This window comes from Nakamurella deserti (genome assembly GCF_003260015.1).
Taxonomy (GTDB): domain Bacteria; phylum Actinomycetota; class Actinomycetes; order Mycobacteriales; family Nakamurellaceae; genus Nakamurella; species Nakamurella deserti.
Genome location: NZ_QCXS01000002.1, coordinates 514250 through 538939 on the forward strand (window position 1 = coordinate 514250; position 24690 = coordinate 538939).

The window sequence follows — 24690 nt, forward strand, 5'->3', positions numbered from 1 at the left end:
CGGTCCGGTCCGCGTCCCGTCCGGGCGCGGACCGAGCCGGGACCGGCCGGGGCCCGTTAGGGTCGGTGTCGGGGTCGCAACGGCGCGACACCGACAGCCCACCGGCTCCGGTGCGCTGGGGACGAGACAGGCGCGGGTGGCATGGCAGTGACGGACGAGACCCGGACCAGCAACGCGGCGGTGCGCGAGGCGTGCGCGTTGCGGCCCGACATCGCGACGACCATCGGCCGGTACTTCCGGCACGTGGCGGTGGAGGATCTGCCGGACAGTGCGGCCGACGTGGTGGCCATCGTGGCGGCCCACCAGCGGCTGGCGCGGAACCGGGTGCCCGGGGAGTCGCGCATCCGGCTGTTCAACCCGCAGTCCACCGGTGACCGGTGGTCGGCCGATTCCACCGTGATCGACCTGGTCAACGACGACATGCCCTACCTCGTCGACTCCGTGATCAGCGCGCTGGCCGCCGCCGGCGCGGTGGTGCACCGGGTGCTGCACCCCATCCTCGAGGTCCGCCGGGACCCGGGCGGCGCCCTGGTCGAGGTGCTGGGCGGTTCGCACCGCAGCGGGCACCGCAGCCGGGACGTCCTCGCCGAGTCGTGGATGCACGTGCTGATCGACCGGATCACCGACGCCGAACGCGCGGAACGGATCGAGGCCGAGGTGGCCGCGGTGCTCGCGCAGGTCCGCCACGTCGTGGAGGACAGCACCGATCTCGCCGAGCTGGCCCGGGCCACCGCCACCGACATCCGGCGCAACCCGCCGCACCGCCCGGCGCAGGAGATCATCGAGACCGCCGACCTGCTCGACTGGCTGACCGAGGGCAACCTGACGTTCCTGGGGGCACAGCAGTACGACCAGGTGGCCGGCGACGAGCGGCTGGTCCCCGAACCCGACACCGGTCTGGGCCTGCTGCGGGACAACACCGACCCGGACGGCTTCACCGCCGCCATCGGCGCGCCCCACGACCTGGGCCTGATGATGGTGTCCAAGGCGTCGGCGGTGTCGCCGCTGGCGAAGAACCTGCCGCCGTTCTACCTGGCCGTGCGGCTCTACGACGACCGCGGTGAGCCGGTGGGCGAGCTGCGGTTCCTCGGCATCCTCACCGCCCGCGCGCTCAACGCCGACGTCACCGCCACCCCGGTGCTGCGCCGCGTCGTGGACCAGGTGCTGCTGGCGGTGGGGGCGACCCCGGAGTCCTACAACGGGCAGCGGGCGCTGGACCTGCTGACCGGATATCCGCGCGCCGAGTTGTTCTGGGCCCCGGTCGATTCCATCGTCGGACTGGTGCGCAGCATCCTGCAGAGCATCGCCCGGCGGCAGCTGCGGTTGTTCCTGCAGGCCGACCCGTTCGGACGGTTCATCGACGCCATGGTGTACCTGCCGCGGGACCGCTACACCACCACTGCGCGGCTGGCCATGCAGGACGAGCTGCTCGCCCGGTTGCACGGGTCGGCCATCCGCCACACCGCGCGGATCGGGGACTCGGCGCTGGCCGCCGTCCACTTCATCGTCACCACCGACCCGGCCGAGCGGGTCCAGCTGGACGACGACAGCGTCGCGGCGCTCACCGAGGCGGTCCGGCGCACCATCCGCACCTGGGAGGACGAGCTCGCCGCCGGGGTGCTGCGCTCGTCGGTGAGTGCCGCGACCGCGGCGGCCGTCGCCGACAACGGCGGCGACATCAGCGATCTGGACGTCGACGACGCCGACATCGACGAGGTGCTCGACACCGCGGGCGAGCGGTCGCGGTACAGCCGGGCGTTCGACGCCGCCTACAAGGAGGACTACAGCTCCGCCGAGGCGGTCGTGGACCTGCACCGGCTGGACGGGCTCCGCGGTCCCGACGACATCGCCCTCGCGTTGTCCGACGCGCCCGGCGAGCAGGCCGGCAACCGGCGGCTCAAGATCTACGTCACCGGGGCCACGATCACGCTGTCCCGGGCGCTGCCGCTGCTGCAGAGCCTGGGCGCGGTCGTCATCGACGAGAACCCGTACCAGGTCACCCGCAGCGACGGGACCCCCTCGCGCATCTACGATTTCGGGCTGCAACTCCCCGAGGCCTACCTCGCCCGGGCCGGCGTGGGCACCGACGAGGGGCAGGTCGCGGCCCGTAACCGGGTCACCGACGCGTTCACGGCGGCCTGGAACGGTCGCGCCGAGGTCGACGGGCTCAACGAGCTGGTCCTCGCGGCCGGCCTGGACTGGCGTCAGGTCACGGTCTTCCGGGCCTACGCGAAATACCTCCGGCAGATCGGGACGCCCTACACCCAGGGTTATCTCGAGTCGGTGCTGGTGTCGCACGCCGCGATCGCCGGGCAGCTCGCCGCGTTGTTCGCGGTGCGCTTCGATCCCGAGCGGTACGCCGCCGACGACGCGGGTGCGGCCGCCCGGGCCGCCGAGAACGACCGGCTGGCCGCCGCGATCACCGAGAACCTCGACGCGGTGACGAGTCTGGACGCCGACCGGATCCTGCGGACCTACCTGCAGCTGATCCTGGGCACTGTGCGGACCAACGCCCACCGGCGTGGGGCCGACGGCGCCCAGCGCGACTTCTGGGCGTTCAAGCTGGCCCCGCAGCGGATCCCTTCGCTGCCGAAACCGGTTCCTGCGCACGAGATCTGGGTGTACTCGCCGTGGGTCGAGGGAGTGCACCTGCGATTCGGCGACATCGCCCGTGGCGGGCTGCGCTGGTCGGACCGGCCGGAGGACTTCCGCACCGAGGTACTCGGCCTGGTCAAGGCGCAGGAGGTGAAGAACGCGGTCATCGTGCCGGTCGGCGCCAAGGGCGGCTTCGTGGTGAAGCAACCCCCCGCCGCCACCGGTGATCCGGTGGCCGACCGCGAGGCGTTCGTCGCCGAGGGGGTGCGCTGCTACCGGATGTTCATCCAGGCACTGCTGGACGTCACCGACAACCGTTCCGGCACCACGATCGTCGCGCCCCGGCAGGTCGTGCGTCACGACAGCGACGACTCGTACCTGGTGGTCGCGGCGGACAAGGGCACCGCCACCTTCTCCGACATCGCCAACGCGGTGGCGGTGGAGAACGGATTCTGGCTGGGCGACGCGTTCGCCTCCGGCGGCAGCGCCGGCTACGACCACAAGAAGATGGGCATCACCGCCCGCGGTGCCTGGGAGTCGGTCAAGCAGCACTTCCACGAGCTCGACGTGGACACCCAGGCCGAGGACTTCACGGTGGTCGGCGTCGGCGACATGAGCGGCGACGTCTTCGGCAACGGGATGCTGCTGAGTGAGCACATCCGGCTGGTCGCGGCCTTCGACCACCGGCACGTGTTCGTCGACCCCGACCCGGACGCCGCCGCGTCGCACGCCGAACGACGCCGGCTGTTCGACCTGCCCCGTTCGTCCTGGGCCGACTACGACCCCGGTCTGATCTCCGACGGCGGTGGTGTCTGGCCGCGGACGGTGAAGAGCATCCCGGTCAGCGGGCCGATGCGGGCCGCACTGGGGCTCGCCGCCGACGTGACCTCGATGGCCCCCGCCGAACTCATCCACGCCGTGCTGCTCGCCCCGGTGGACCTGCTGTTCAACGGCGGGGTGGGTACCTACGTGAAAGCGTCCACGGAGTCACACGCCCAGGTGGGCGACAAGGCCAACGACGCCGTGCGGGTCGACGGTGGCGAGCTCCGGGTCCGGGTGGTCGGTGAGGGGGGCAATCTCGGGGTGACCCAGCTCGGCCGCATCGAGTTCGCCCGGGCCGGTGGCCGGATCAACACCGACGCGATCGACAACTCCGCCGGGGTCGACACCTCCGACCACGAGGTGAACATCAAGATCGCACTGCAGACCCTGCACACGTCGCAGACGCCGGCCGGTGAACCCGCGCTCACGCCGGAGCAGCGTGACGCGTTCCTGTTCTCGATGACCGACGAGGTCGCCCAGCTGGTGCTGGCCGACAACATCGCGCAGAACCGGCTGCTGAGCATCTCGCGACAGCACGCCGAGGCGATGATCTCGGTGCACGCCCGGCTGATCGACGAGCTGGTCGCCGGCGGACGGCTGGACCGCAAGCTCGAGTTCCTGCCGTCGGCGACCGACATCGGCCTCCGTCAGGCCGCGGGCGGCGGCCTGACGTCCCCGGAGCTCAGCGTGCTGGTGGCCTACGTGAAGTCGGGACTGGCCCGCACGATGCTCGCCTCCGAGCTCCCCGACGACCCGGCGTTCGCAGGCCGGTTGCCGAGCTACTTCCCGGCGGCGATGCGCGAGCGTTTCCCGGCGGCGATCGCCGCCCACCCGCTGCGGCGGGAGATCGTCACCACGATGGCGGTGAACCACCTCGTCAACGGGGCCGGGATCACCTTCGCGTTCCGGCTCGGAGAGGAGATGGCGACCGGTCCGACCGACGCGGTGCGCGTCTACGAGATCGCCACCGCGGTCTACCAGCTCCCGGAGCTGTGGGAGGAGATCGCCGGCCGGTCGATGCCGGCCGCCGCGCAGAACCAGCTGGTGCTGCTGTCCCGGCGGCTGCTGGACCGGGCCGCGCGCTGGTTGCTGGTCCGCCGACCGCAGCCGTTGGACGTGCAGGCCGAGATCGGCCGCTACGCGACGATCGTGGGGGAGCTGAGCCGGTCGATGCCGCGGCTGCTCTGCGGCTCGGAGTTCGACAAGGTGCACACCGACGCGGCCGAGCTGCGGGCCCTGGGCACGCCGCCGGACCTCGCCCTGCGGATGGTCTACGCGCTGTACACCTTCAGCCTGCTCGACATCACCGACGTGGCCGGCGAGACCGGCCGGGACCCGGCCGAGGTGGCGCAGCTGTACTACGCGCTGAGCGAGCACATCGGCCTCGACCGCATCCTGTCGTCGGTGTCGGCGCTGGACCGCGGCGACCGCTGGCACTCGCTGGCCCGCCAGGCCATCCGCGACGGTCTCTACACCTCCGTGCGGGCCATCACCGCCGATGTGCTGTCCACCACCGGTGCCGACCTGAGCGCCGCGGACAAGATCGCCCAGTGGGAGGGGGAGAATCGATTCCGCCTGGAGCGCGCCCGGATCACCCTCGGTCAGATCGCCACCTCCGGCGTCGGCGACCTGGCCGCACTGTCGGTGGCCGCCCGCGAGATCCGTTCGATGGCCCGATGACCTCTGGAGACCCCGCAGTGACCGCAGGAACCCACCCGACGGCACGGCGTCACGTCACCGACGTCCGGGTCCGCTACTCCGACCTCGACGCGCAGGGCCACGTCAACAACGCCCGGGTGATCACGCTCCTCGAGGAGGCCCGGGTCGACTGGCTCTACCCCGAAGCCACCCGCCGCGGGGCGCACCAGCTGGTGCGGGCGATCGTGGTGGCCAGCCTCGAGATCCAGTACCGACGGCCCATCCCGTTCGGCCGCCCGGCACGCGTGTCCCTCGGGGTCACCGCCGTCGGCGGCGCCTCGTGCACCGTGGACTACGTGGTCACCACCGACGGGGTGCTCTCGGCCACCGCGAGCACCGTGCTGGTGGCGGTCGGGCCCGGCGACGGCCGCCCGCAGCGGCTCGGGGACGCCGAGCGCGCCTTCCTCGAGAGCTACCGGGCGCCCTACACGCCGGGCGAGGCACCGACCCCGCGGTCCGAGACCGACGCGGACGACGAGACGCCGGCCCCCGGCTACGCAGCCTGGAGCCGGTGACCGTGGTCATCCGGCTGGACGACGCGGGCGACCGCGAGGACCTGGGCGCGTTCGTGGCCCGCGCGGTACGGATGGATCCGCAGGCGCTGGTCCGACTCCGCAACTCACCGTCGCGACCGCCCCGGCCGCCGGTCGACGGCGACGCGCCGGTCGTGGGCGGGTCCGACGTCGCGGCCCGGCTGCAGGTGTGGGCCACGACGCCGTTCGACGCGCTCGTCACCCGCAGCGTCGCGGGCCGGGTCGACCCACCGGACATCACCGTGCACGCGGCGAACCTGCTCCCCGGGATCGCCGTGTCGCGATCCACCGAGATCGACCCGGGGCCGGTGGTGGATCCGCTGTGGCGCACGCAGCTCCCACCGCTGGCGGGGTGGTCGCTGGTGGACACGGTGCCGGCGGCGGTGGTCACCGACCTCGTGGATCGCGGCAGCGCCAGCGCCCGGGACAACGTCAGCCCGGCCGGCGGCACGTCGTCGTCGTTGCTGGACCAGCAGGTGCTGACGGTGTCCGGGGCCGGCTACACGGTGGCCGTACCGATGCGCTGCCTGTTCGCGCTGTCGGGCATGGGTTTCGCCGGCGGCGGCGGGGACGCCTCGGACGTCCGGGTGTTCGCCACCGACGCCTGGCTGCGGCTGGACGCGCGCTTCGGCGCCGTCGTCCGGCGGCGCCACTCGCTGCTGCCGCTCGTCTTCTGAGCCCCCGGGTGGTCAGCCCGCCGGTCCGGTGACCGGGTTGCTGTTGACCATCGAATCCGCCGCCATCACCAGGTAGGCCCACATCCGCTCGTCCTGGGCGGGGGTCAGGGCGACGTCGTCCAGGCTGGCGCGCATCGCCGCCAGCCAGGCGTCCCGCTCGACCGGGCCGATGACGAACGGCAGGTGCCGCATCCGCAACCGGGGATGACCCCGCTGGTCGGAGTAGGTCCGCGGACCGCCCCAGTACTGCTCGAGGAACATCCGGAACCGCACCTCCGCCGGACCGAGATCCTCCTCGGGGTACAGCGGCCGCAGGACAGGGTCGTCGACGACCCTCCGGTAGAAACCGCCGACGATCGCGTCGAACGTCGGGTGCCCACCGATCTCGTCGTAGAAGGTCGTGGGTGCGTTCATGACGTCCATTCTCTCCCGTGGCGCACGGCTGGTCCCACCCCGGCCGGCCCGGGCGCGGTGACCGTCCCGGGCGATGTTCACCCGATCGTCACGGAGGTGACGCCGCGTCGAGCAGAAATATCTGCAGATCCGGGCCACGCCGTAGTTCACTGGACAGGAGAACCTCGCACGAGCGGACAAGCCAGTCCCGCTCGGCGGCGCCGAAAGGTGGCACGGTGGTCGGAAGTTCCGCAGCGACGCCCATCCACGTCCTGCTGCTCAACGCGAGTCACGAACCACTCGCCGTCGTCACCGGGCGGCGTGCGCTGGTTCTCATCCTGGCCGGCAAGGCCGTCAGCCTCGAGGACCGGGCCGTCGTCCTGCGGTCCGCGCAGCTGTCGATGGCGCTACCTGCCGTCGTCCGGCTCAACCGGTACGTCCGGGTGCCGTACCGCCCGCCCACGTCGGTCAGCCGACAGGGCGTGCTGCGTCGAGACGGCCGTCGCTGCGCCTACTGCCACCTGCGCGGGGACACCATCGACCACGTGCTGCCGCGGTCACGCGGCGGGAAGCACAGCTGGGAGAACTGCGTGGCCTGCTGCAGTCGTTGCAACACGCGCAAGGCCGACCGCACTCTCGACGAGCTGGGGTGGTCGCTGGGGTTCACGCCGGGTCCGCCGCAGCGGATGACGTCCGGTGAACTGTGGATGAGCGACCACACGGATCCGGCCTGGCACCGCTGGCTGGACAGCGCTGCCGCCTGACGGCGGGAGGACGGGGTGGAGCAGCGGACGCCTCGGGCGTGGTGTGCTCCCGGGCCTCGGGACCCCTGATGCGGCGACGCGTCCGGAGGCCGTCCGCAGGGTCTCGATGCGGGCCGGTGCGGGCGCGACGGTGATCCGCCGTGGCGCGCGGCGGGCCGGCAACGGTCGAGCGCTGGTGCGGGTGGTGCAGGTACTGCCTGGTGCGGGTGCTGCAGGTACTGCCTGGTGCGGTGCTGGAGGTGCTGCAGGTACTTTCTGGTGCCGCTGCGGTGTTCCGGTGCGTCAGCCCACCCGGACGGCGCGACCGACCCGGACAGCGTGACCGACGCGGACGGCGCGACCGACGCGGACGGCGCGGCCGACGCGGACGGCGGTGGGGGCGGTGGCGGTGCGGGTGTGCGACATGGGGAGCTCCTGGGTTCGGATCGTGGGGGATGAGGGGTGGTCCGGGACTGCGGAACGGCGGGTGGTGCGGCCGGGGTCAGCCCACGCGGACGGCGCGACCCACGCGGACGGCGCGGCCGACGCGGACGGCGCGGCCGACGCGGACGGCGCGGCCGACGCGGACGGCGGTGGGGGCGGTGGCGGTGCAGGTGTGCGACATGGGGAGCTCCTGGGTGCGGATGGTGGGGGATGAGGGGTGGTCCGGGACTGCGGAACGGCGGGTGGTGCGGCCGGGGTCAGCCCACGCGGACGGCGCGACCCACGCGGACGGCGCGACCCACGCGGACGGCACGACCCACGCGGACGGCACGGCCGACGCGGACGGCACGGCCGACGCGGACGGCGGTGGGGGCGGTGGCAGCGGTGACGATGAGGGTGTGCGACATGGGGAGCTCCTGGCTTCGGATTCAGCGGCGGGTCGGTGAGGGTGCTGCGGTGTGGGGCGAGAGCGGTGAGAAGGCCTGCGGGAGAGCAGTTGTCAGCCGACGCGGACGGCGCGACCGACGCGGACAGCCCGGCCGACGCGGACAGCGCGACCGACGCGGACAGCCCGACCGACGCGGACAGCCCGGCCGACGCGGACAGCCCGACCGACGGGGATGGCCCGACCCACGCGGACGGCGGTGGGGGCGGTGGCGATGTGCGACATGGGAGCTCCTGGCGAGGTGGCGGGGGAGGCCGGACGGACCGGGTGGTCGGGTGCTGCGGTGGTCCGGCCGGCGACCGGCGGTTCTGGGATGGCGGGCTATCGGTTTTGGTCACTCACTGCGACTGATCGATCGCGGCAAATGAAATTGTAATCGCCGTTCGGAGGCCCATAACAAGGCCGGACATTGCGTGATCACGGGTGGTCACGAAATGGGAAACGCCGCCACCTGTGCGAAGCAGATGCGTTAACAGCGAATGGGTGGTTTCCACCGGTTAGCGGTACAATGAGGTACAAAACTTCACTCTGATGATTTGTCTGTACCGCATTCTCCGTGCGTCCGAACCGGTGGGCGGCACCGACACGCAGCACCAACGAGGGATCTGCAGCTTAGGCCGACAGGGGGCGACAATCGGTCGTATCGGGCGCCGCGGCCAGGTGACGCGGCCCCTTTGAATGTCCCGCCGACATTGTTGTGAACCGACGATTACGACCGGTCGTCGTTGTGTGGGTGAACGCCGGATGATTACCCAGAGACACCGTCGGATCACCGCGGGCCCGCGAGGTCGCGGGTACAGCAGCTCGGACCCCTCCCAGAACGCCCGGGCCGCGGCGTCCGGTCGGCCGTCAACGGATACCGTCGCGCGGGTGACCCGCATCCACGACCTGACCGCGATCGAACTGGCGGCCGGCATCGCCACCGGTGAGCTGTCGTCGTCCGACGTCGTCGGTCACTATCTGGACCGCATCGCGCGGCACGACGCGGGCCTCGGTGCCTTCCGCACGGTGACGCCCGACCTCGCGCTGGCCGCCGCCCGGCGCGCCGACGCCGCCGTGGCGGCCCGACGCGGTCGCGGCCCGGAACTGCCTGCGTTGCACGGCGTACCGCTGGCGGTGAAGGACCTGACTGCGACGGCGGGGGTGCGCACCACCTTCGGTTCGGCGTTGTACGCCGACCTCGTGCCTGACGTCAGTGACGACGTCGTCGCACACCTGGAGACCGCGGGCACCATCAGCCTCGGCAAGACCAACGCCCCCGAGTTCGGTCTGCCCTGTTACACCGAGAACCGGCTCGGGCCCCCCGCGCGGACGCCGCACGACCCGGGGCGGATGGCCGGTGGCTCGTCCGGTGGTGCGGCGGCCGCGGTCGCCGGCGGTCTGCTGCCCTTCGCGCACGGCACCGACGGCGGCGGCTCGCTGCGCATACCGGCGGCGATGTGCGGCCTGGTCGGGCTCAAGACCACCCGGGGCCTCGTCTCCCGGGGACCGGTCGGCAGCGATGCCCTGGGGCTGTCCGTCCACGGGCCGCTGGCCCGGACCGCCGCCGACGCCGCCGCGCTGCTGGAGGCGATGCAGACGCCGGTGTGGAGCGAGCCCTACGTCAGTCCACGACAGAGCGGACTGGTGGCGGCGGCCGGCCGGGACCCGGGGCGGTTGCGCATCGGACGGTCCCTGGACACCGCCATCGCCGCGGTGGCCGACGTGGTCGTCGATCCCGAGGTGCGCGCCGCGTGGGAGGACACCAGTGCGCTGCTCGCGGAGCTCGGCCACGAGGTGGTCGACCTCGACATCCCCGATCCGCCCGGGCTGGTGCCCGCCTTCCTGACGGTGTGGGCCGCGTTCACCCATGCCCGTCCGCTGCCGCCGGAGGCTGTGGATCTGCTGATGCCGTTGACCCGTCATCTGTGGGAGCGGGGCGCGGGGGTGGGCGGGCCCGAGCTGGTGCAGGCGATGGGCACGGTGCAGGCCGCCGGCCGGACGCTGGCCCGGGCGATGGGCGGGTGCGACGCCGTGCTGTTCCCCACCGTGGCCCGACTGCCGCCGCCGGTGGGCTGGTTCACCGACCCCTGCGACCCGGCGGAGGACTTCCGGCGGCAGCTGGTCTTCACGCCCTGGACCGCGCAGATCAACATCACCGGCCAGCCCGCGGTCAGCGTCCCGCTGCAGTGGACCGCCGACGGTCTGCCGGTCGGGATGCAGTTCGTGGGCCGGCACGGCGCGGAGGCCCTGCTGCTGTCCCTGACCGGCCAACTCGAGCGTGCCCGACCGTGGCGACACCACCTGCCCGGCATGTGGTGATCGGCCGTTCTGGGTTAGGTTTCCCGGGTGAACTTCTTCGAGGGCCTACTCGTGTTCGTGGGCATTCCCGTCGTGGTGGTGCTCGGTCTGTTCCTGCTGACCGTGCTGCCCGGCCGCAGCCGGGCCCGCCCCCCGTACAAGCCGGGCGGCCCGTGGGACTACTCCGACCGCTTCTACACCGGTGACACGTCCGTCGACGTGCCCCCGCATCTGACCGATTCGCCGCTGGGAGGCGCACGTGGCACATGGTGAACTGTCCGCCCGCCTGACGGAGCTGGAAGCCCGGCAGGAGAGCCACAACCGCGGCTACGCGATCGTGGGACCGCAGGGTGACGTCGACTCACCGCTGGACCGTGAGCAGCTCGAGCTCCTGGACGACGTGCTGATCGAGGCCGAGCGCAAGACCGGTCTGCGGTTCACCGCCTACCTCGGCGGCCTGGGCAGCGACACCCGGTCGACCGCGGAGGACCTGTTGAAGTCCCTCGGCCACGAGGCTCCGGTCGCGGTGCTGCTGGCCGTGTCACCCGCGCAGCGGGTCGTCGAGGTGGTCACCGGTGGTGAGGCGTCCCGTCGGATCAGCGACCGGGCGGCGCGCCTGGCCGTGCTGACCGTGACCGCGGCGTGCGGCGTCGGGGAGATCGCCGACGGCATGGTCAACGGCCTGCGCATCCTCGCCGACCAGGCCGGCACGCTGCCCGACCGCTCGAACTGGTGACCCGTCCGCCGGCGGCGCCGGCGCCCTGAAGTCCTGCAGTACCGAGATCCTGGTGGTTCCTCCGTGTGACGGACGAACCACCAGGATCTCGTCGTTCGCGGGATCGGGCGGGGTCGACCGCTGGAGACGGATCTACCCTCCCCGCGATTCCGGCGGTCACCGCTCGCCTCGCGAGGGCGGCCGCCGGGATCGCGGAGCAGGATCCACCCGGACCGTCCGGGTCGGTCCGGGATCAGCCCCGGTCGGTCCGCTGCGCGGCCAGTGCCCGCTGCAGACCGGCGCGGCCCTCGGAGACCAGTCGGCGCAACGCGGCCGGATGGTCCTGCGCCTCCCACGCCAGCGCCCGGTCGATCGTGGCCTGATCGACCGACCAGCGCGGGAACAGCCCGACGGCGACCTTCTGGCCGACCTCGCTGGAGCGCCGCGCCCAGACGTCGGCGACGGTGTCGAAGTACTGGTCGGTGAACGGCAGCAGCAGCTCCCGCTGCGCCGGGTGGGCGAACCCGCTGATGGAGGCGTCCTGGAAGGCGTTGGCCATCGTGTCGTCGTGGGTCAGCCGGTCGAAGATCGCCTGCTTGGACTCCGGCGTGGGCACCAGCGCCCGGACCAGGGCGGCCTTGCGGTCACCGGATGCGGTCGCGTCGGCGGCCGCGGCGGCCGCGATGTCGTCCTCCCCGCGCCAGCCGTGGGCCACCAGCGCCCCCAGCATCGTCCACGACAGGTCGGTGTCGACGGTGAGGCCGTCCAGCGGTGCGCTCCCGTCGAGCCAGCCCGCCAGGGCGGTGAGCTGCTCGGGGCCCAGGCGTGCACCGGAGAGCGCGTTGACGCCGGCGAGCTGCAGGTCGCTGCCCGCCGGGGCGGCCAGGACGAGCCGGTGCAACCCGTCCGCGACCGTCGGCCACCCCACCGCGTCGGCCCACGCCGGATCGGCGTAGGACCCGACGGCCACCGAGAGCTGCGAGAGCACCCGCTGGACGACGCCGATCTCGTCCTCCGCCGGCAGTCCGCGCAGGGCCAGCGCCACGAAGTCGCGGGCCCGGGTCAGCGCGTCCCGGGTCATCTCCCAGGTGGCCGACCAGATGAGCGTCCGCGGCAGCGACTCGGCGAAGTCCCCGATCCGCTCGACCGCCGTCGCCAGCGACGCGTCGTCCAGCCGCACCTTGCCGTAGGTCAGGTCGTCGTCGTTGACCAGCACCAGGGCCGGCCGCCGGACCCCGACGAGTTCGGGCACCTCGGTGCGGGCGCCGGTGACGTCCAGCTCCACCCGGTGCACCCGCACCAGGGGACCGTCGGCACCCTCGCTGTCGTACAGCCCGACCGCGAGCCGGTGCGTCCGCAGCTCACCCGCACCCGGTGCCGCGCCCGTCTGCACCAGGGTGAACGCGGTGAACCTGCCGTCGTCGTCGACCTCGAACTCGGCGGACAACCCGTTCAGCCCGGTGGTCAGCAGCCACTGCGCGCTCCAGCCGGACAGATCGCGGCCGGAGGCCTCCTCGAGCGCGTCCAGCAGATCCTGCAGCTCGGCGTTGCCGAAGGCGTGGGCGGCGAAGTAGGCGCGCAGCCCGGTGAGGAACGGCTCGTACCCGACGTAGGCGGCGAGCTGCTTGAGCACCGACGCGCCCTTGGCGTAGGTGATGCCGTCGAAGTTCACCTCGACGGCCTGCAGGTCCACCATGTCCGAGGCGATCGGATGCGTGGAGGGCAGCTGGTCCTGCACGTACGCCCATGACTTCTCGATGTTGGCGAACGTGGTCCACGACGAGGTGAACTCGGTCGCGTCGACCTGCGCCACCACCGAGGCCCAGGTCGCGAACGACTCGTTGAGCCACAGGTCGTCCCACCAGCGCATGGTGACCAGGTCACCGAACCACATGTGCGCCATCTCGTGCAGGATCGTCTCGCAGCGCCGTTCGTGCAGGTAGCGGGTCACCCGCGAGCGGAACACGAAGTCCTCGCGGAAGGTGACCGCGCCGGCGTTCTCCATCGCCCCGGCGTTGAACTCCGGCACGAACAACTGGTCGTACTTGCCGAACGGGTAGCGCACACCGAACGCGGCGTGGAAGAAGTCGAAGCCCTGGACGGTCTGCTCGAACAGCTCGTCGGCGTCGAGGAACTCGGCGAGGGACTTGCGGCAGTACAGGCCCAGGTCGATGCCGTCGTGGGTGCGCCGCACCACCGCGTACGGCCCGGCGACCAGCGCGGTGACGTAGGTGCTCATCCGGGCGGTGGTGCGGAACGTGTGGGTGTTGGCGCGGCCGGCCGGGGTCACCGACGCGGTCGCACCGTTGGTGACGACCTGCCACGTCCCCGGGGCGGTCACCGTCATGGTGAACGTGGCCTTGAGGTCCGGCTGGTCGAAGCAGGCGTACATCCGCTTCGCGTCGGCGGTCTCGAACTGGCTGTACAGGTAGACCGCGCCGTCGACGGGGTCGACGAAACGGTGCAGCCCCTCACCGGTGTTGGTGTACACCCCGACGGCGTCGACGACGAGTTCGTTCTCGGCGGCCAGCGGCGGCAGCGCCAGGCCACCCTCGGTGGTCCATCCGGAGACGTCCAGCGACTCACCGTTGAGCGTCGCCGCGGTGACCGACTCGCCGACGAAGTCCACGAACGTCGAGGCGCCCGGTTCGGCGTCGAACCGGATGGTCACGTGCGTGGCGAAGGTCCGTTCGCCCGGGTCGCCGTGGCCGTCGGTGAGGTCGAGTTCGATGCGGTAGCTGTGGGTCCGAAGCACCGCGGCCCGCGCACGCGCCTGGTCACGGGTCAGATTGGGGGGTTGGGACACGGCGTGGTGATCCTTCGGGTCTGCATCACATCGGTCGGATCTGCGATGTCGGGGAATAAATCTAACCTCCCGGTCGGCTGTACCCCGACGAGCGGGCGGAGACCCGGACGACCGGATCCGCACCGGACCGGGTATCGGTCCGCCGACCGACCTTTCGGCCCACCGCACGACACGCCGCCCCGCGGGCGGCACGAGACCAGGGAGTTCCGTTGAGCACCGACACCGCTGCCACCCCCGACACCGCGCCCGCCGGCGGGACGAGGGACCGGGCCGACTTCTGGTTCGACCCGCTGTGCCCCTTCTGCTGGATCACCTCCCGCTGGATCCTCGAGGTCGAGAAGGTGCGCGACATCGAGACCCACTTCCACGTGATGAGCCTGGCCGTGCTCAACGAGGGTCAGGACATCCCGGCCGACTACGCCGAGATGATGAAGAAGGCCTGGGGGCCGGTGCGGGTCGCCATCGCGGCGGCGCAGCGGCACGGTGACGAGATCCTGTCGCCGCTGTACACCGAGATGGGCACCCGCATCCACAACGAGGGCAACAAGGACTTCGCCGACGTGATCGCCGGGTCGCTGGCCGCGCTCGACCTCGACCCGGAGCTGGCGAAGGCGGCCGACACCGACGAGTTCGACGGCGCCCTGCGCACCTCCCACCACGCCGGCATGGACAAGGTCGGCAAGGGTGTCGGCACCCCGACCATCCACATCAACGACGTGGCCTTCTTCGGCCCGGTCATCACCCGCATCCCGCGCGGCGAGGATGCGGGCCGGCTGTGGGACGCCAGCGTGACCCTGGCGTCGTTCCCGTACTTCTTCGAGATCAAGCGTGAGCGCACCGAGGCGCCGCAGTTCGACTGAGCCGGCCCGGCCACGCACCCCCGGGTCGGGTTCCGGCCCGGGGGTGTGGTGACCGTGCCACCCGGCCCACGGCGCGCGATACTCGGACCCATGACGAACGCATGGGGTGTGCGGCTGCCGCGGGACCTGCGCAGTGGGCCGGTGGTGGTCGGCATCGACAGTGCCGAGAACTCCGGCCGGCCGCTGCGAGCGGCCGCCTTCCTCGCCGAGTGCCTCGGGCGTGAGGTGGTGCTGGTGCACGTCCGGCGACGGTTGATGCCGTTGGCCGAGGGCTACCTGCCCGTCGGCGAGGACCTCCAGCTGTCGGCGGAGGTCGAACGCGAGCTCGACCAGGAGCTGATGGAGCAGATCACCGCGAGCGGGGACCTCGACGGTGTGCGCTGGCAGTTGATCTCCAGCTACGGCGAGGCCGCGACGGAACTCATCCGGATCGCCCAGGACCGGGACGCGGCGGTCGTGGTCGTCGGGAAGCGGCACTCCGGGTTCGCCGAGTTCCTGCACCGCATCACGTCGGGCTCGGTGTCCCGGGCGATCGTGGCGGCACAGAAGTGCCCCGTGATGGTGGTGCCCTGACGTCCGGTCGGCGGACGGCCGGCTGCGGTCAGCCGGGCCGGCGGCGGGGCCGATCGCCGGTGCGGCCGTTGCGCAACGGCTCCGGCGGCGTGTAGTTACGCCGCACGACGACCACTTCCTCCTCGGCCCTCGCGAGATCGTCGGCGGTGGGCCGGCCCACCTCGCGGGCCCGGGTCGCCGCCGCCCAGGGCACCTGGGTGCCCCGGGTGGTGACCAGACCGCGCAGGGCCCGCTCCGCATGGTCGACCCGCCGGTCGCGGCCGGACGCCGGTGGCGGTGGCGGTGGCGCGGAGGCGACCGTGGCCGTCTCCGGGGAGTCCGCGGCCCGGGGCGCGTCGGGTGCCTCCGGTCGTCCCACCGGCATCGGGGACGCGTCGGCCGACCGGAGGCGGGGGCGCTTGCGCAGCCGCGGTGGTCGATCCTCCGGGGCGGCCGCCGGGTCGGTGACGCCGGCGGGGCCGGCGTCGGGCGCCGGAGTGGACGGCGGGCCCTGCTCGCGGCGCGCGCTGCGACGCCGGCGTGGGGCCGGTCCGTCCGGGGTCTGCGACACGGCCGGACTCAGTGCGCCGCGGCCACGGCGGCCGGGACCGCGCGCGGCTGGCCGATCTCGGACAGCATCTCGGTGAACCAGTCGGTCGTCAGGTCGAACTGCTTCCCACCGCGGAGCCGGTCGAACTCGACCGCGCGCAGCTGCCCCCCGTGCTCCTCGTCGTGCCCGATCACCCCGGACTCGCCACGCAGCGCGCACTCCACCGCGTAGTCGGTCATCGACTTGATCAGCATCAGGTCGTCGGGGTTCGGCGGCGCGGAACGCGAGTAGTAGCCGGACTTCTGGACCATCACCTTCTCCGCGCCGAGCTTGGCCGCGAACTGCTTGGCCAGCCACGCGCCGGGGTTGACGAGGTCCAGCTTGACGTGGCCGAAGGGGTCCCGCGGCACGTCCTGGCCCGAGCGCTCCATCTCGGCGACGATGGTGTCCACGCCGGCGCCCTCGGAGACGAAGATCGTCACGTTGCCGACCCGGTCCATCACCTCGCGGAGGCGCTCCGCCTCCCGCTCGATGTCGAACTCCGCCTCGGGCAGGTACACCGCGTGGATGTCCCAGGCGGCCCGGTCCAGGCCGATCTCGGGCAGCCACTCGCGGCTGTCGAGCCACTCGCGGTACTTCTGCGCGGTGGCTGCGGTCAGCCAGCCACAGTGCCGGCCCATCACCTCGTGCACCAGCAGGGTCTTGACGTTGGCGTTGTGCTCGGCCACCACGTTCTGCGCGAACCGGGAGCCCTGCTCCGCGGCGGTCCAGGCACCCAGCGACTGCCGGATCGGCACGATGTCGTTGTCGATCGTCTTGGGCAGACCGACGACGGTCAGGTCGTAGTCGTTGTCCTTGAGGTACCGCGCGAGATCGGCGGCGGTGAGGCTGGTGTCGTCGCCGCCGATGGTGTGCAGCACGTCGACGCCGTCGATGGTCAGCCGGATGGCCGCCACCATCAGCGGGTCCTCACCCTCCGAGGTCAGCCCCCGCTTCACCAGGTCCTTCGCGTTGGTCAGCTTCACGCGCGAATTGCCGACCGGTGACCCGCCGTAGGAGTGCAGCAGGTGCGCCTTCTCCCGGACGGCCGGCGTGATCGTGCGGTAGCGGCCGGTCAGCAGGCCCTGGTAGCCGTTCTCGTAGGCGATGATCTCGATGTCGGGGGCCAGCTCGGTGTAACGCTCGATCAGGCCACCGACCGCCGAGGACAGACACGGTGCGAACCCGCCCGCGGTGAGCAGCGCCACCTTCCGGATGGTCATGGGTGTCATCAAACCTCTCTGGCCGAGATCTCCGAGCCACTCCGGCGAAGATCAACGAGCCACGGTACCTGCGCGCACGACCAGCAGGTACAGCCCGCCGGCGACGAGCGCCCAGAAGGCGGCGCTGACACCGCCGACGGCGATCCCGGAGGCGGCCACGACGAAGGTGACGGCTCCCGCCTCGCGGTGTCGCGCGTCGGCCAGGGCGGCACCGGCGGACTGCGCGAAGGCCCCGATCAGAGCGACCCCGGCGATGGCGGCGATGATGCCGGGCGGGGCGGCGACGCTCACCGCGGCGATGACCGCACTCAACGGCCCGAACGCGAGATAGGTGGCTCCGGCGGCGATCCCGGCGATCCACCGGCGGTCGGGATCGGGATGCGCCTCGGGTCCGGCGGCCAGCGCCGCCGAGATCGCCGCGAGATTGATGCTGAACCCCCCCAGGCCCGCGGTGGCCACCGTGGCGGTCCCGCTGTACAGCAGCGACGGCGCCAGCGGCGCCCGGTACCCGAAGGATCCCAGCACGGCCACGCCCGGGATGTTCTGCCCCGTCATGGTGACCAGGTACAGCGGGAGGCCGACCGCCAGCACGGTCGGCAGGTCCCACGCCGGTGTCGTCCACACCAGGGTCGGAGCGAGCCGCATCCCCGCCAGCCCGGCGAGCGAGCCGTCGAGGGCGATCACCAGCAGCGCCACCACGAACGCCCCCGGTACCGCCCAGCGCCGGTTGAAGCGCAGCAGCACCAACCAGGTGACGAGCACCGGGGCGACTGCCGCCGGTTGGTCGGCCAGCGCGCGGAACGGCTGCACGCACAGTGTCAGCAGCACCCCGGCGAGCATGGCGCTGGCCACCGCCGCCGGGATCCGTTCGACCCAGCGACCCAGCGGCCGGACCACCGCGGTGAGCACGTAGAGCGCCCCGGCGACCAGGAACGCGCCGATCGCGGTGGGGTAGCCCCCGGCAGGCAGCGCGGCGCCGGCGAGCAGGGCCGCACCCGGGGTGGACCACGCCAGGGTGATCGGCATCCGGTACCTCCACGACAGCAGGATGCAGCCCGCCCCCATGGTGAGACACACGGTGAGCAGCCCGGACGCGGCCTGGGCGTCGGAGGCGCCGACCGCCCGCAGCCCGGTCAGCACCACCGCGAAGGCGGAGGTGAAACCGACGATGCCGGTGACGACACCGGCCAGGACGGCCGACCCCCGCGAAGCGTTCACGCCGGGGGACTCTACGTCCCGACGGCGGTCAGCCCTGCGGTACGGGCTCGCCGCCGCCCACCGGCGCCGGCGGGACGTCCAGGAAGCGGACGACCCGGTCGATGCGGCGGCCGAGCCGGCGCGCGGACGCGGCGTCGGGGCCGACGGGGCTGGCCGGTGACGCCTTCATCAGGCGCAGCTGGTCGCAGGCCGGCCCGGGTGCCGGCCGGGGACGATCGCCATTCCCGTTCGATGACGGTGCAGCGGGTGTCGGCGGTGGCCAGATCCATGGGGGAGTCTCCTGAGGTCACCGCCGACGCCAGGCGGCAGCCGTCGCGACGGCCCGGGCGGCGTCAGGGCGCCGTCGGCGAGCTGGTCTCGTACGTCGCGATCAGACGCTGGAGCACCGCGCGGAACGCCGCGACGTCACCACCGTCGGCGGCGATGACCTCGTCGGTGGCACTCTCGCTGGCGGTGTACATCTCGGCCAGCAGGGCGCGGCCGCCGTCGGTGATCTCGACCACCCGACGGCGGCGGTCCCGGGGATCGGCGGTCCGGCGCAGGTGGCCGGTGGCCTCGAGGTGGGCGATGGTGCGGCCCGCGGTCTGTTCGGTCATGTGCTGCGAACCGGCCAGTTCGCGCTGGGTCGCCGGACCGCCGGCCAGCAGTGACAGCACGATCACCCCGGCGTGGCTGACCCGGGAATCGCGCAGCCGGTTGTTCCAGCTCTGCTCCACCAACCGGGCGGCCGTCGACAACAACCGACCCGTCGCCCAGGAGGCGCGCTCGTCGGGGGTCGTCATGGGGTCCCTCCAGGGTCGGCGGGGATGGCGGTGGGTGGGCGGCGGTGCGGTGGGGCCGGCTCATTGTGCCCGAGGGTCGTTTCGTGGTGAAATTACTCAGCACGCTGAGTATTCTCGTCCCCACCGATGCACAGCCTGCTGAGGTTTTCCGCTCCCTCCGCTGTACCCGCCGTCCGATCCGGAGAACCCCCATGAGTCCCACGTCGCCGTCCGGCGCCCCCGCACCTCCCGCACCGACCGCCGCCGCCGGTCCGGCCACCGGGCCGAGCCGGAAGCGGGCCGTCCTGCGGGCTCTCGGGGTGGTCGGGGTGATCGCCGTCTGGCTGGGCATCGCCGGCGTGGGCGGTCCGGCGATCGGTTCGCTGTCGACGGTGCAGTCCAACGACCAGGCGACCTTCCTGCCCGCCGGCGCGGAGTCGGTCGAGGCCGGCGACGCCGCCGCTGCGTTCACCGACGACGATTCGTTGCCCGCCTTCGTGGTCTTCGCCGCCGACGGCGCCGCGACGCCGGAGCAGCTCACGGCCTGGCAGGCCTTCGCCGCCGGACTGCCCGACCTGCCGGTGACGCTGCCGGCCGGGGAGGGAGTGGCCGCCGAGGAGAAGACGGTCGGGGACTACCTGCTCGCGCCGCAGGTGCCGCTGGTGCCCTCGGCCGACGGCGAGGCGGCGCTGGTCGTGGTGCCGCTGAACGCCGACCTGGTCAACGAGCCCGACGCCGCCGGCGAGCCGCCCCTGAGCACCGTCATCGACGCCGTCCGGGCGGCCGCGGTGGCCGACGCCGCCGGGGCGCAGGCCCACGTCGCCGGTCCGGCGGGCCTGATCAGCGACCTGGGGGCCGCCTTCGGTGGCATCGACGGGCTGCTGCTGCTGGTGGCGCTGGGGGCGGTGCTGGTCATCCTGTTCTGCGTGTACCGGGCGGTCGTGTTGCCGTTCGTGGTGCTGTTCACCTCGGTGAGCGCCCTGGCGCTGGCCGGCGGCGTCGTCTACCTGCTGGCCAGGGACGGCGTGCTGGAACTCAACGGCCAGAGTCAGGGCATCCTGTTCATCCTGGTCGTGGGCGCCGCGACCGACTACGGCCTGCTGCTGGTCGCGCGCTACCGCGAGGAGCTGGAGCGGACGGAGTCGAAATACACCGCCGTCGCGCGGGCCTGGCGCGCGTGCGTCGAGCCGATCGCCGCCAGCGCCGGCACCGTCGTGATCGGTCTGCTCTGTCTGCTGCTGAGCGATCTGAACTCCAACAAGACGCTCGGCCCGGTCGGGGCCATCGGGATCGTCGCCGCCCTGATCGGTGCGCTCACCCTGCTGCCCGCGCTGCTGATGGCCGGCCGGTGGCTGTTCTGGCCGCGCATCCCGCACGCCGCCCCCGCGGGCCGCCACCAGCTCGACACCGCCTCGGTGCCCGCGGCAGACCTGGTCGACGCCGATCGGCCCGCGCACGGCCACGCCGCCACCGGTGCGGCCGCCGGCCCGGGACCGGGGATCTGGGGACGGGTGGCCGGGTTCGTCGACCGGCACCCGCGCCGGATCTGGATCGTCACCGCCGTCGTGCTGGGCGTCGCCTGTCTGGCCGTGCCGACGCTGAAGGCGTCCGGTACCGCGCAGACCGACGTGTTCCTCACCGAGGTCGACTCCATCGCCGGCACCGACGAGCTGGTCGCGCACTTCCCGGGCGGCTCCGGCAACCCGATCGTCGTGATCGCCCCGCAGTCCGCGCAGCAGGAGGTGTTGACCGCGCTGGGCGGGGTGGGCGGGCTCGCCGGTGACGCCACCGTCGTGACGGCACCGCAGACCGGTCCCACACCGCCGACGGACCCGCTGGTCGTCGACGGGCGGATCCAGATCCAGGTCACCCCGGCCGCCGCCGCCGATTCCGAGGAGGCCGAGCAGGCGGTGCGCGACGTCCGCAGCACCCTGCACGCGCTGCCCGACGGCGACGACATCCTGGTCGGCGGCAACACCGCCATCCAGCTGGACACCGTCGACACCGCCGAGCGGGACCTGACGGTCATCATTCCGGCCATCCTCATCGCCGTGTTCCTGGTGCTGTGCCTGCTGCTGCGGGCGCTGGTGGCGCCGCTGCTGCTGGTGGCCGCCACGGTGCTGTCGTTCGGCACCGCGCTGGGGGTGTCGGCGCTGGTGTTCAACCACGTGCTGGACTTCCCGGGGGCCGACCCCGCGGTGCCGCTGTTCGCCTTCGTCTTCCTGGTGGCGCTCGGCATCGACTACTCGATCTTCCTGATGACCCGGGCGCGGGAGGAGGTGGCGCTGCACGGGCCCCGCCGCGGCGTGCTGAAGGCGTTGCGGGTGACCGGCGGGGTGATCACCAGCGCGGGCATCGTGCTCGCCGCGACCTTCGCCGCACTGGCCGTCATCCCCATCCTGTTCCTCGCGCAGATCGCGTTCATCGTCGCGTTCGGAGTGCTGCTGGACACGTTGGTGGTACGCACCCTGCTGGTGCCGGCGCTGGCCGTGGACCTGGGCAGGCGGATCTGGTGGCCCGTGACCCCGACGCCCAACCGGCACCAGCGGGAGCTCATCGCGGCCGGCCGGGCCAGCGGGGACGCCGACCGTCCCTGACGGCCCCGGCCGGCAGGGGCGTGCGGCGCCGCAGGTCCGTCAGGGACGGACGGCCTTCCGCGCCGTCAGAGCTCGAGGTCCACGACCAGCAGCCCGTCCCGGCCGTCGGCGGCCGCGGCGGTGATGGCGGCACCCGCGGTCCGGTGCTCGGGGTCGTCGGCGTAGCGCCGCAACGCGTCGTGGTCGGTGAAGTCGGCGACCAGGCCGTGGGTGTAGCCGCGTTCGAGGTCCTCGGGGCTGCGGCTGGGACCGAACGCGACCGCGAGCAGGCCGGTCAGCCGGCCCTGCAGGGCGGCGATGTCGCCGAACGCGGTGAGCAGGTCGTCGGAGGCGTCGGGACGGGCCCGGACGAGCAGGATGTGTCGGATCATCCGCCGACCCTAGAGCCGGCCACCGACAGCGGAGCGCGGCCGGGGTGGGCCGCTCACGCGAAAGGCCCGGCGGAAGGATCACGCCGGGCCGTGGAAGCGCGGTGGAGCGGGCGACGAGGATCGAACTCGCGTCATCAGTTTGGAAGACTGAGGCTCTACCATTGAGCTACGCCCGCAACGGCCTGATCGGCCGGAACTCGGTGCCGATCATACCGGACACGGCGGGCCGCTCCGCGCGCGGCGGCCGGGACGGCGGGCCACGCCTCCGTGCCGGGCTAGGGTGGGTCGGTACGCCGGTCCCCGACGGCCGCGCGTACGCCGGGGTGTAGCGCAGCTTGGTAGCGCATCCGCTTTGGGAGCGGAGGGTCGCAGGTTCAAATCCTGTCACCCCGACGGCAGGACCGGCTCCGGTGTCGCTCGGGCCCCGGCCGCGCCGCCGTCCGGGAGGGACATCTGATGAGTGACACCGCCGACGCCGTCTCCGAGTCCGTCCGGCAGGCCGATCCCGAGCTGGTGGAGGTGTTCCGCACCTTCGAGACCGCCCTGTGGGCCCACATCAACGCCCCCGACACCCCCGAGGGTCGGCGGGCGGTGGCGGCGGCGGTCGCGGCGGAACTCGCCCGCGTGCGCGGTGCGGTCGACACCGAGCTCCAGATCGTCTCCTGACCGCAACCCCGGGACCCGCGCCGCGCGACGGTCAGGGGCGTCTCGCGGGCTCGCCTAGACTCGCACGGGGAAATCGCAGGGATCGTCCTGCGGAAAGTCACACGCACACACGCAGATCGCGCACGTCAGCGCAGTCGAGGAGCAATACACAGTGAAGAGCACCGTCGAACACGTGAACCCGACCCGGGTCAAGCTCAACGTCGAGGTTCCGTTCGACGAGCTCAAGCCGCACTTCGACAAGGCCTACAAGACGCTGGCCGGCCAGGTCCGTGTCCCGGGCTTCCGTCCCGGCAAGGTCCCGGCGAAGATCATCGACGCGCGCGTCGGCCGCGGCACCATCCTGTCCGAGGTCGTGAACGAGGCGATCCCGCAGATGTACGGCCAGGCCGTCAACGAGAACGCGCTGACCCCGCTGGGCCAGCCCGAGATCGAGGTCACCGAGATCGAGGACGGTCAGACCCTGGCGTTCACCGCCGAGGTCGACATCCGCCCCGAGATCACCGTCCCCGACGTGAGTTCCATCTCCGTCGTGGTCGACGACGTGGTCGTCGAGGACGCCGACGTCGACACCGAGATCGAGGCGCTGCGCGACCGTTTCGCCACCGTCACGCCGGTCGAGCGGGCCGCCGTCGACGGCGACCTGATCAGCGTCGACCTGCGTGCCTCGGTCAACGGTGAGGCGCTGGACGACGCGACCGCCGACGACCTGAGCTACCGCATCGGCTCCGGCGACCTGGTCGACGGCATCGACGAGGCCGTCACCGGTCTGTCGGCCGGCGAGAGCGCCACCTTCACCACCAAGCTCGTCGCCGGTGAGCACGCCGGCAACGACGCCGACGTCACGGTCACCGTGAACTCGGTCAAGGAGCGCGAGCTGCCGGCCGTCGACGACGAGTTCGCCGCCGAGGCCTCCCAGTTCGACACCGTCGAGGAGATGCGTGCCGATCTGGTCGAGCGGGTCCGCCGGACCAAGAACCAGGCCCAGGGCGCCCAGGCGCGGGACAAGGTCCTCGAGGCGCTGCTGGCCGCCACCGAGGTCCCGGTCCCCGAGGCCGTCGCCAAGGCCGAGTTCGACTCCCGTGAGCACGACGTGATCCACGCGCTGGGCCACGACGAGGCCGCGCTCGCCGCCTGGCTCGAGGAGGAGGGCAAGACCAAGGACGAGCTCGACACCGAGTTGAAGGCCGCCTCCGAGCAGAGCGTGAAGACGCAGCTGCTGCTGGACGCGATGGCCGAGGCCTCGGGCGTCGGCGTCAGCCAGGAGGAGTTCACCGAGCGCATCATCTTCAACGCGCAGCGGTTCGGGGTCGCCCCCGACGAGTACTTCAAGCGCATCCAGGAGCAGAACCAGCTCGGTGCGGTCTTCGCCGAGGTCCGTCGGGCCAAGGCGCTGGCCGACGCCGTCTCCCGCGCGACCGTCACCGACGCGAGCGGCAACGTCCTGGACGTCGCGGCGCTGTTCGGCTTCGAGCCGGTCGCCGACGAGGCGACTGACACCGACGTCGTGGACACCGACGCCGTGGACTCCCAGGCCCCGGAACTCGACGACTCCGACGAGAACGTCGAGATCATCGACGCCGTCTCCGAGACCGTCCCCGCGGCAGACCAGGACTCGGACGAGGCGCGACCCGCCTCCTCCTGACCCGTGGCGGTGTGGTCACGCCGACAGCGAACACCGGCCCGACCGGCGACGAACCGGGGG

General features: G+C 72.4%; 23 protein-coding genes and 2 tRNA genes. 13 read left to right on the forward strand and 12 right to left on the reverse strand.

Going from position 1 to position 24690, the window contains the following annotated elements; translation table 11 throughout:
* The first annotated feature begins 141 nt into the window (after positions 1 to 141).
* From DB033_RS02520 to DB033_RS02530, 3 genes are read left to right on the forward strand one after another with little or no spacing between them, the layout of a single operon-like run.
* Entirely contained in the window at positions 142 to 5097 is a 4956-nt protein-coding gene (locus tag DB033_RS02520; protein WP_111765314.1) for an NAD-glutamate dehydrogenase, read from the forward strand.
* Complete coding sequence (locus tag DB033_RS02525) at positions 5094 to 5630, forward strand: acyl-CoA thioesterase (protein ID WP_111765315.1); 537 nt, start codon at positions 5094 to 5096, stop codon at positions 5628 to 5630. The genes DB033_RS02520 and DB033_RS02525 overlap by 4 nt, the downstream gene beginning before the upstream one ends.
* Positions 5627 to 6325 (forward strand): DUF8185 domain-containing protein, encoded by a 699-nt coding sequence (locus DB033_RS02530; protein WP_240615700.1) that lies wholly within the window; start codon positions 5627 to 5629, stop codon positions 6323 to 6325. The genes DB033_RS02525 and DB033_RS02530 overlap by 4 nt, the downstream gene beginning before the upstream one ends.
* 12 nt (positions 6326 to 6337) lie before the next feature.
* On the opposite strand, the gene DB033_RS02535 is transcribed toward DB033_RS02530, so the two are convergent.
* The gene (locus tag DB033_RS02535; protein WP_111767178.1) at positions 6338 to 6739 is read right to left on the reverse strand and encodes a globin; all 402 of its coding nucleotides are present in this window, start codon (positions 6737 to 6739) and stop codon (positions 6338 to 6340) included.
* A 215-nt stretch (positions 6740 to 6954) separates the two neighbouring features.
* Between DB033_RS02535 and DB033_RS02540 the strand changes: the two genes are divergently transcribed.
* Entirely contained in the window at positions 6955 to 7482 is a 528-nt protein-coding gene (locus DB033_RS02540; RefSeq protein WP_240615701.1) for an HNH endonuclease, read from the forward strand.
* Positions 7483 to 7764: 282 nt separating this feature from the next.
* On the opposite strand, the gene DB033_RS21590 is transcribed toward DB033_RS02540, so the two are convergent.
* The 3 genes from DB033_RS21590 to DB033_RS20495 all read right to left on the reverse strand — a co-directional run bounded on the left by DB033_RS21590 (position 7765) and on the right by DB033_RS20495 (position 8312).
* Positions 7765 to 7887 carry a hypothetical protein gene (locus DB033_RS21590; protein WP_276309184.1) on the reverse strand — a complete coding sequence of 41 codons (123 nt, stop codon included), beginning with the start codon at positions 7885 to 7887 and terminating at the stop codon, positions 7765 to 7767.
* Between the two features lie 76 nt (positions 7888 to 7963).
* On the reverse strand, positions 7964 to 8086 hold the full coding sequence (locus tag DB033_RS21595) for a hypothetical protein (RefSeq protein WP_276309185.1): 123 nt from the start codon (positions 8084 to 8086) through the stop codon (positions 7964 to 7966).
* Positions 8087 to 8162: 76 nt separating this feature from the next.
* Positions 8163 to 8312 (reverse strand): hypothetical protein, encoded by a 150-nt coding sequence (locus DB033_RS20495; protein ID WP_157970464.1) that lies wholly within the window; start codon positions 8310 to 8312, stop codon positions 8163 to 8165.
* A 908-nt stretch (positions 8313 to 9220) separates the two neighbouring features.
* Here DB033_RS20495 and DB033_RS02555 point away from each other — a divergent pair.
* Genes DB033_RS02555 through DB033_RS02565 form a run of 3 tightly spaced genes read left to right on the forward strand, consistent with a single transcriptional unit; the run spans position 9221 to position 11366 of the window.
* Positions 9221 to 10651, forward strand: coding sequence for an amidase (locus DB033_RS02555; protein ID WP_111765317.1), 1431 nt, complete (start codon positions 9221 to 9223; stop codon positions 10649 to 10651).
* 27 nt (positions 10652 to 10678) lie between these two features.
* On the forward strand, positions 10679 to 10903 hold the full coding sequence (locus DB033_RS02560; RefSeq protein WP_111765318.1) for a hypothetical protein: 225 nt from the start codon (positions 10679 to 10681) through the stop codon (positions 10901 to 10903).
* Complete coding sequence (locus DB033_RS02565) at positions 10890 to 11366, forward strand: DUF5130 family protein (protein WP_157970465.1); 477 nt, start codon at positions 10890 to 10892, stop codon at positions 11364 to 11366. Before DB033_RS02560 ends, DB033_RS02565 begins: the two co-directional genes overlap by 14 nt.
* A 232-nt stretch (positions 11367 to 11598) precedes the next feature.
* On the opposite strand, the gene pepN is transcribed toward DB033_RS02565, so the two are convergent.
* On the reverse strand, positions 11599 to 14151 hold the full coding sequence (gene pepN / locus DB033_RS02570; RefSeq protein ID WP_111765320.1) for an aminopeptidase N: 2553 nt from the start codon (positions 14149 to 14151) through the stop codon (positions 11599 to 11601).
* 209 nt (positions 14152 to 14360) lie between these two features.
* Between pepN and DB033_RS02575 the strand changes: the two genes are divergently transcribed.
* Together DB033_RS02575 and DB033_RS02580 are read left to right on the forward strand one after the other, a co-directional pair.
* Positions 14361 to 15011, forward strand: coding sequence for a mycothiol-dependent nitroreductase Rv2466c family protein (locus DB033_RS02575; protein ID WP_111765321.1), 651 nt, complete (start codon positions 14361 to 14363; stop codon positions 15009 to 15011).
* A 90-nt stretch (positions 15012 to 15101) separates the two neighbouring features.
* A complete protein-coding gene (locus DB033_RS02580) occupies positions 15102 to 15584 on the forward strand; it encodes a universal stress protein (protein WP_111765322.1) in 483 nt (160 codons plus the stop codon).
* A gap of 28 nt (positions 15585 to 15612) precedes the next feature.
* Here DB033_RS02580 and DB033_RS02585 read toward each other — a convergent pair whose 3' ends face one another.
* From DB033_RS02585 to DB033_RS02600, 5 genes are all read right to left on the reverse strand, one after another.
* Positions 15613 to 16134, reverse strand: a complete 522-nt coding sequence (locus DB033_RS02585; protein ID WP_111765323.1) for a hypothetical protein — start codon at positions 16132 to 16134, stop codon at positions 15613 to 15615.
* Between the two features lie 8 nt (positions 16135 to 16142).
* Positions 16143 to 17375 carry a pyrophosphate--fructose-6-phosphate 1-phosphotransferase gene (locus DB033_RS02590; RefSeq protein WP_111765324.1) on the reverse strand — a complete coding sequence of 411 codons (1233 nt, stop codon included), beginning with the start codon at positions 17373 to 17375 and terminating at the stop codon, positions 16143 to 16145.
* A 51-nt stretch (positions 17376 to 17426) separates the two neighbouring features.
* Positions 17427 to 18593, reverse strand: coding sequence for a benzoate/H(+) symporter BenE family transporter (locus DB033_RS02595; RefSeq protein ID WP_205843616.1), 1167 nt, complete (start codon positions 18591 to 18593; stop codon positions 17427 to 17429).
* A 28-nt stretch (positions 18594 to 18621) separates the two neighbouring features.
* Positions 18622 to 18762, reverse strand: coding sequence for a hypothetical protein (locus DB033_RS20500; protein WP_157970466.1), 141 nt, complete (start codon positions 18760 to 18762; stop codon positions 18622 to 18624).
* Between the two features lie 163 nt (positions 18763 to 18925).
* Positions 18926 to 19375: a MarR family winged helix-turn-helix transcriptional regulator gene (locus tag DB033_RS02600; protein ID WP_111765325.1), complete on the reverse strand. Its 450-nt coding sequence runs from the start codon at positions 19373 to 19375 to the stop codon at positions 18926 to 18928.
* 191 nt (positions 19376 to 19566) lie between these two features.
* Here DB033_RS02600 and DB033_RS02605 point away from each other — a divergent pair, with 191 nt between their 5' ends.
* On the forward strand, positions 19567 to 21951 hold the full coding sequence (locus DB033_RS02605) for an MMPL family transporter (RefSeq protein WP_111765326.1): 2385 nt from the start codon (positions 19567 to 19569) through the stop codon (positions 21949 to 21951).
* Between the two features lie 65 nt (positions 21952 to 22016).
* On the opposite strand, the gene DB033_RS02610 is transcribed toward DB033_RS02605, so the two are convergent.
* Together DB033_RS02610 and DB033_RS02615 are read right to left on the reverse strand one after the other, a co-directional pair.
* A complete protein-coding gene (locus tag DB033_RS02610; RefSeq protein ID WP_111765327.1) occupies positions 22017 to 22322 on the reverse strand; it encodes a Dabb family protein in 306 nt (101 codons plus the stop codon).
* 102 nt (positions 22323 to 22424) lie between these two features.
* A tRNA-Gly gene (locus DB033_RS02615) sits at positions 22425 to 22498 on the reverse strand.
* 143 nt (positions 22499 to 22641) lie between these two features.
* On the opposite strand from DB033_RS02615, the gene DB033_RS02620 reads away from it, so the two are divergent.
* From DB033_RS02620 to tig, 3 genes are all read left to right on the forward strand, one after another.
* Positions 22642 to 22715: transfer RNA gene (locus DB033_RS02620), tRNA-Pro, on the forward strand.
* A 63-nt stretch (positions 22716 to 22778) separates the two neighbouring features.
* The gene (locus DB033_RS02625; protein WP_111765328.1) at positions 22779 to 22988 is read left to right on the forward strand and encodes a hypothetical protein; all 210 of its coding nucleotides are present in this window, start codon (positions 22779 to 22781) and stop codon (positions 22986 to 22988) included.
* Between the two features lie 151 nt (positions 22989 to 23139).
* Positions 23140 to 24630 (forward strand): trigger factor, encoded by a 1491-nt coding sequence (gene tig, locus DB033_RS02630; RefSeq protein ID WP_111765329.1) that lies wholly within the window; start codon positions 23140 to 23142, stop codon positions 24628 to 24630.
* Positions 24631 to 24690: the final 60 nt, after the last annotated feature.

Excerpts from the sequence above, each read along its gene's own strand:
- DB033_RS20500 (WP_157970466.1), bottom strand. The coding sequence starts at position 18,762 with ATGAAGGCGTCACCGGCCAGCCCCGTCGGCCCCGACGCCGCGTCCGCG.
- DB033_RS02610 (WP_111765327.1), bottom strand. The coding sequence starts at position 22,322 with ATGATCCGACACATCCTGCTCGTCCGGGCCCGTCCCGACGCCTCCGAC.
- DB033_RS02535 (WP_111767178.1), bottom strand. The coding sequence starts at position 6,739 with ATGAACGCACCCACGACCTTCTACGACGAGATCGGTGGGCACCCGACG.
- DB033_RS21590 (WP_276309184.1), bottom strand. The coding sequence starts at position 7,887 with ATGTCGCACACCCGCACCGCCACCGCCCCCACCGCCGTCCGCGTCGGC.
- DB033_RS02600 (WP_111765325.1), bottom strand. The coding sequence starts at position 19,375 with ATGACGACCCCCGACGAGCGCGCCTCCTGGGCGACGGGTCGGTTGTTG.
- DB033_RS02625 (WP_111765328.1), top strand. The coding sequence starts at position 22,779 with ATGAGTGACACCGCCGACGCCGTCTCCGAGTCCGTCCGGCAGGCCGAT.
- DB033_RS20495 (WP_157970464.1), bottom strand. The coding sequence starts at position 8,312 with ATGTCGCACACCCTCATCGTCACCGCTGCCACCGCCCCCACCGCCGTC.
- DB033_RS21595 (WP_276309185.1), bottom strand. The coding sequence starts at position 8,086 with ATGTCGCACACCTGCACCGCCACCGCCCCCACCGCCGTCCGCGTCGGC.
- DB033_RS02520 (WP_111765314.1), top strand. The coding sequence starts at position 142 with ATGGCAGTGACGGACGAGACCCGGACCAGCAACGCGGCGGTGCGCGAG.
- DB033_RS02605 (WP_111765326.1), top strand. The coding sequence starts at position 19,567 with ATGAGTCCCACGTCGCCGTCCGGCGCCCCCGCACCTCCCGCACCGACC.
- DB033_RS02590 (WP_111765324.1), bottom strand. The coding sequence starts at position 17,375 with ATGACCATCCGGAAGGTGGCGCTGCTCACCGCGGGCGGGTTCGCACCG.
- DB033_RS02580 (WP_111765322.1), top strand. The coding sequence starts at position 15,102 with ATGACGAACGCATGGGGTGTGCGGCTGCCGCGGGACCTGCGCAGTGGG.
- DB033_RS02525 (WP_111765315.1), top strand. The coding sequence starts at position 5,094 with ATGACCTCTGGAGACCCCGCAGTGACCGCAGGAACCCACCCGACGGCA.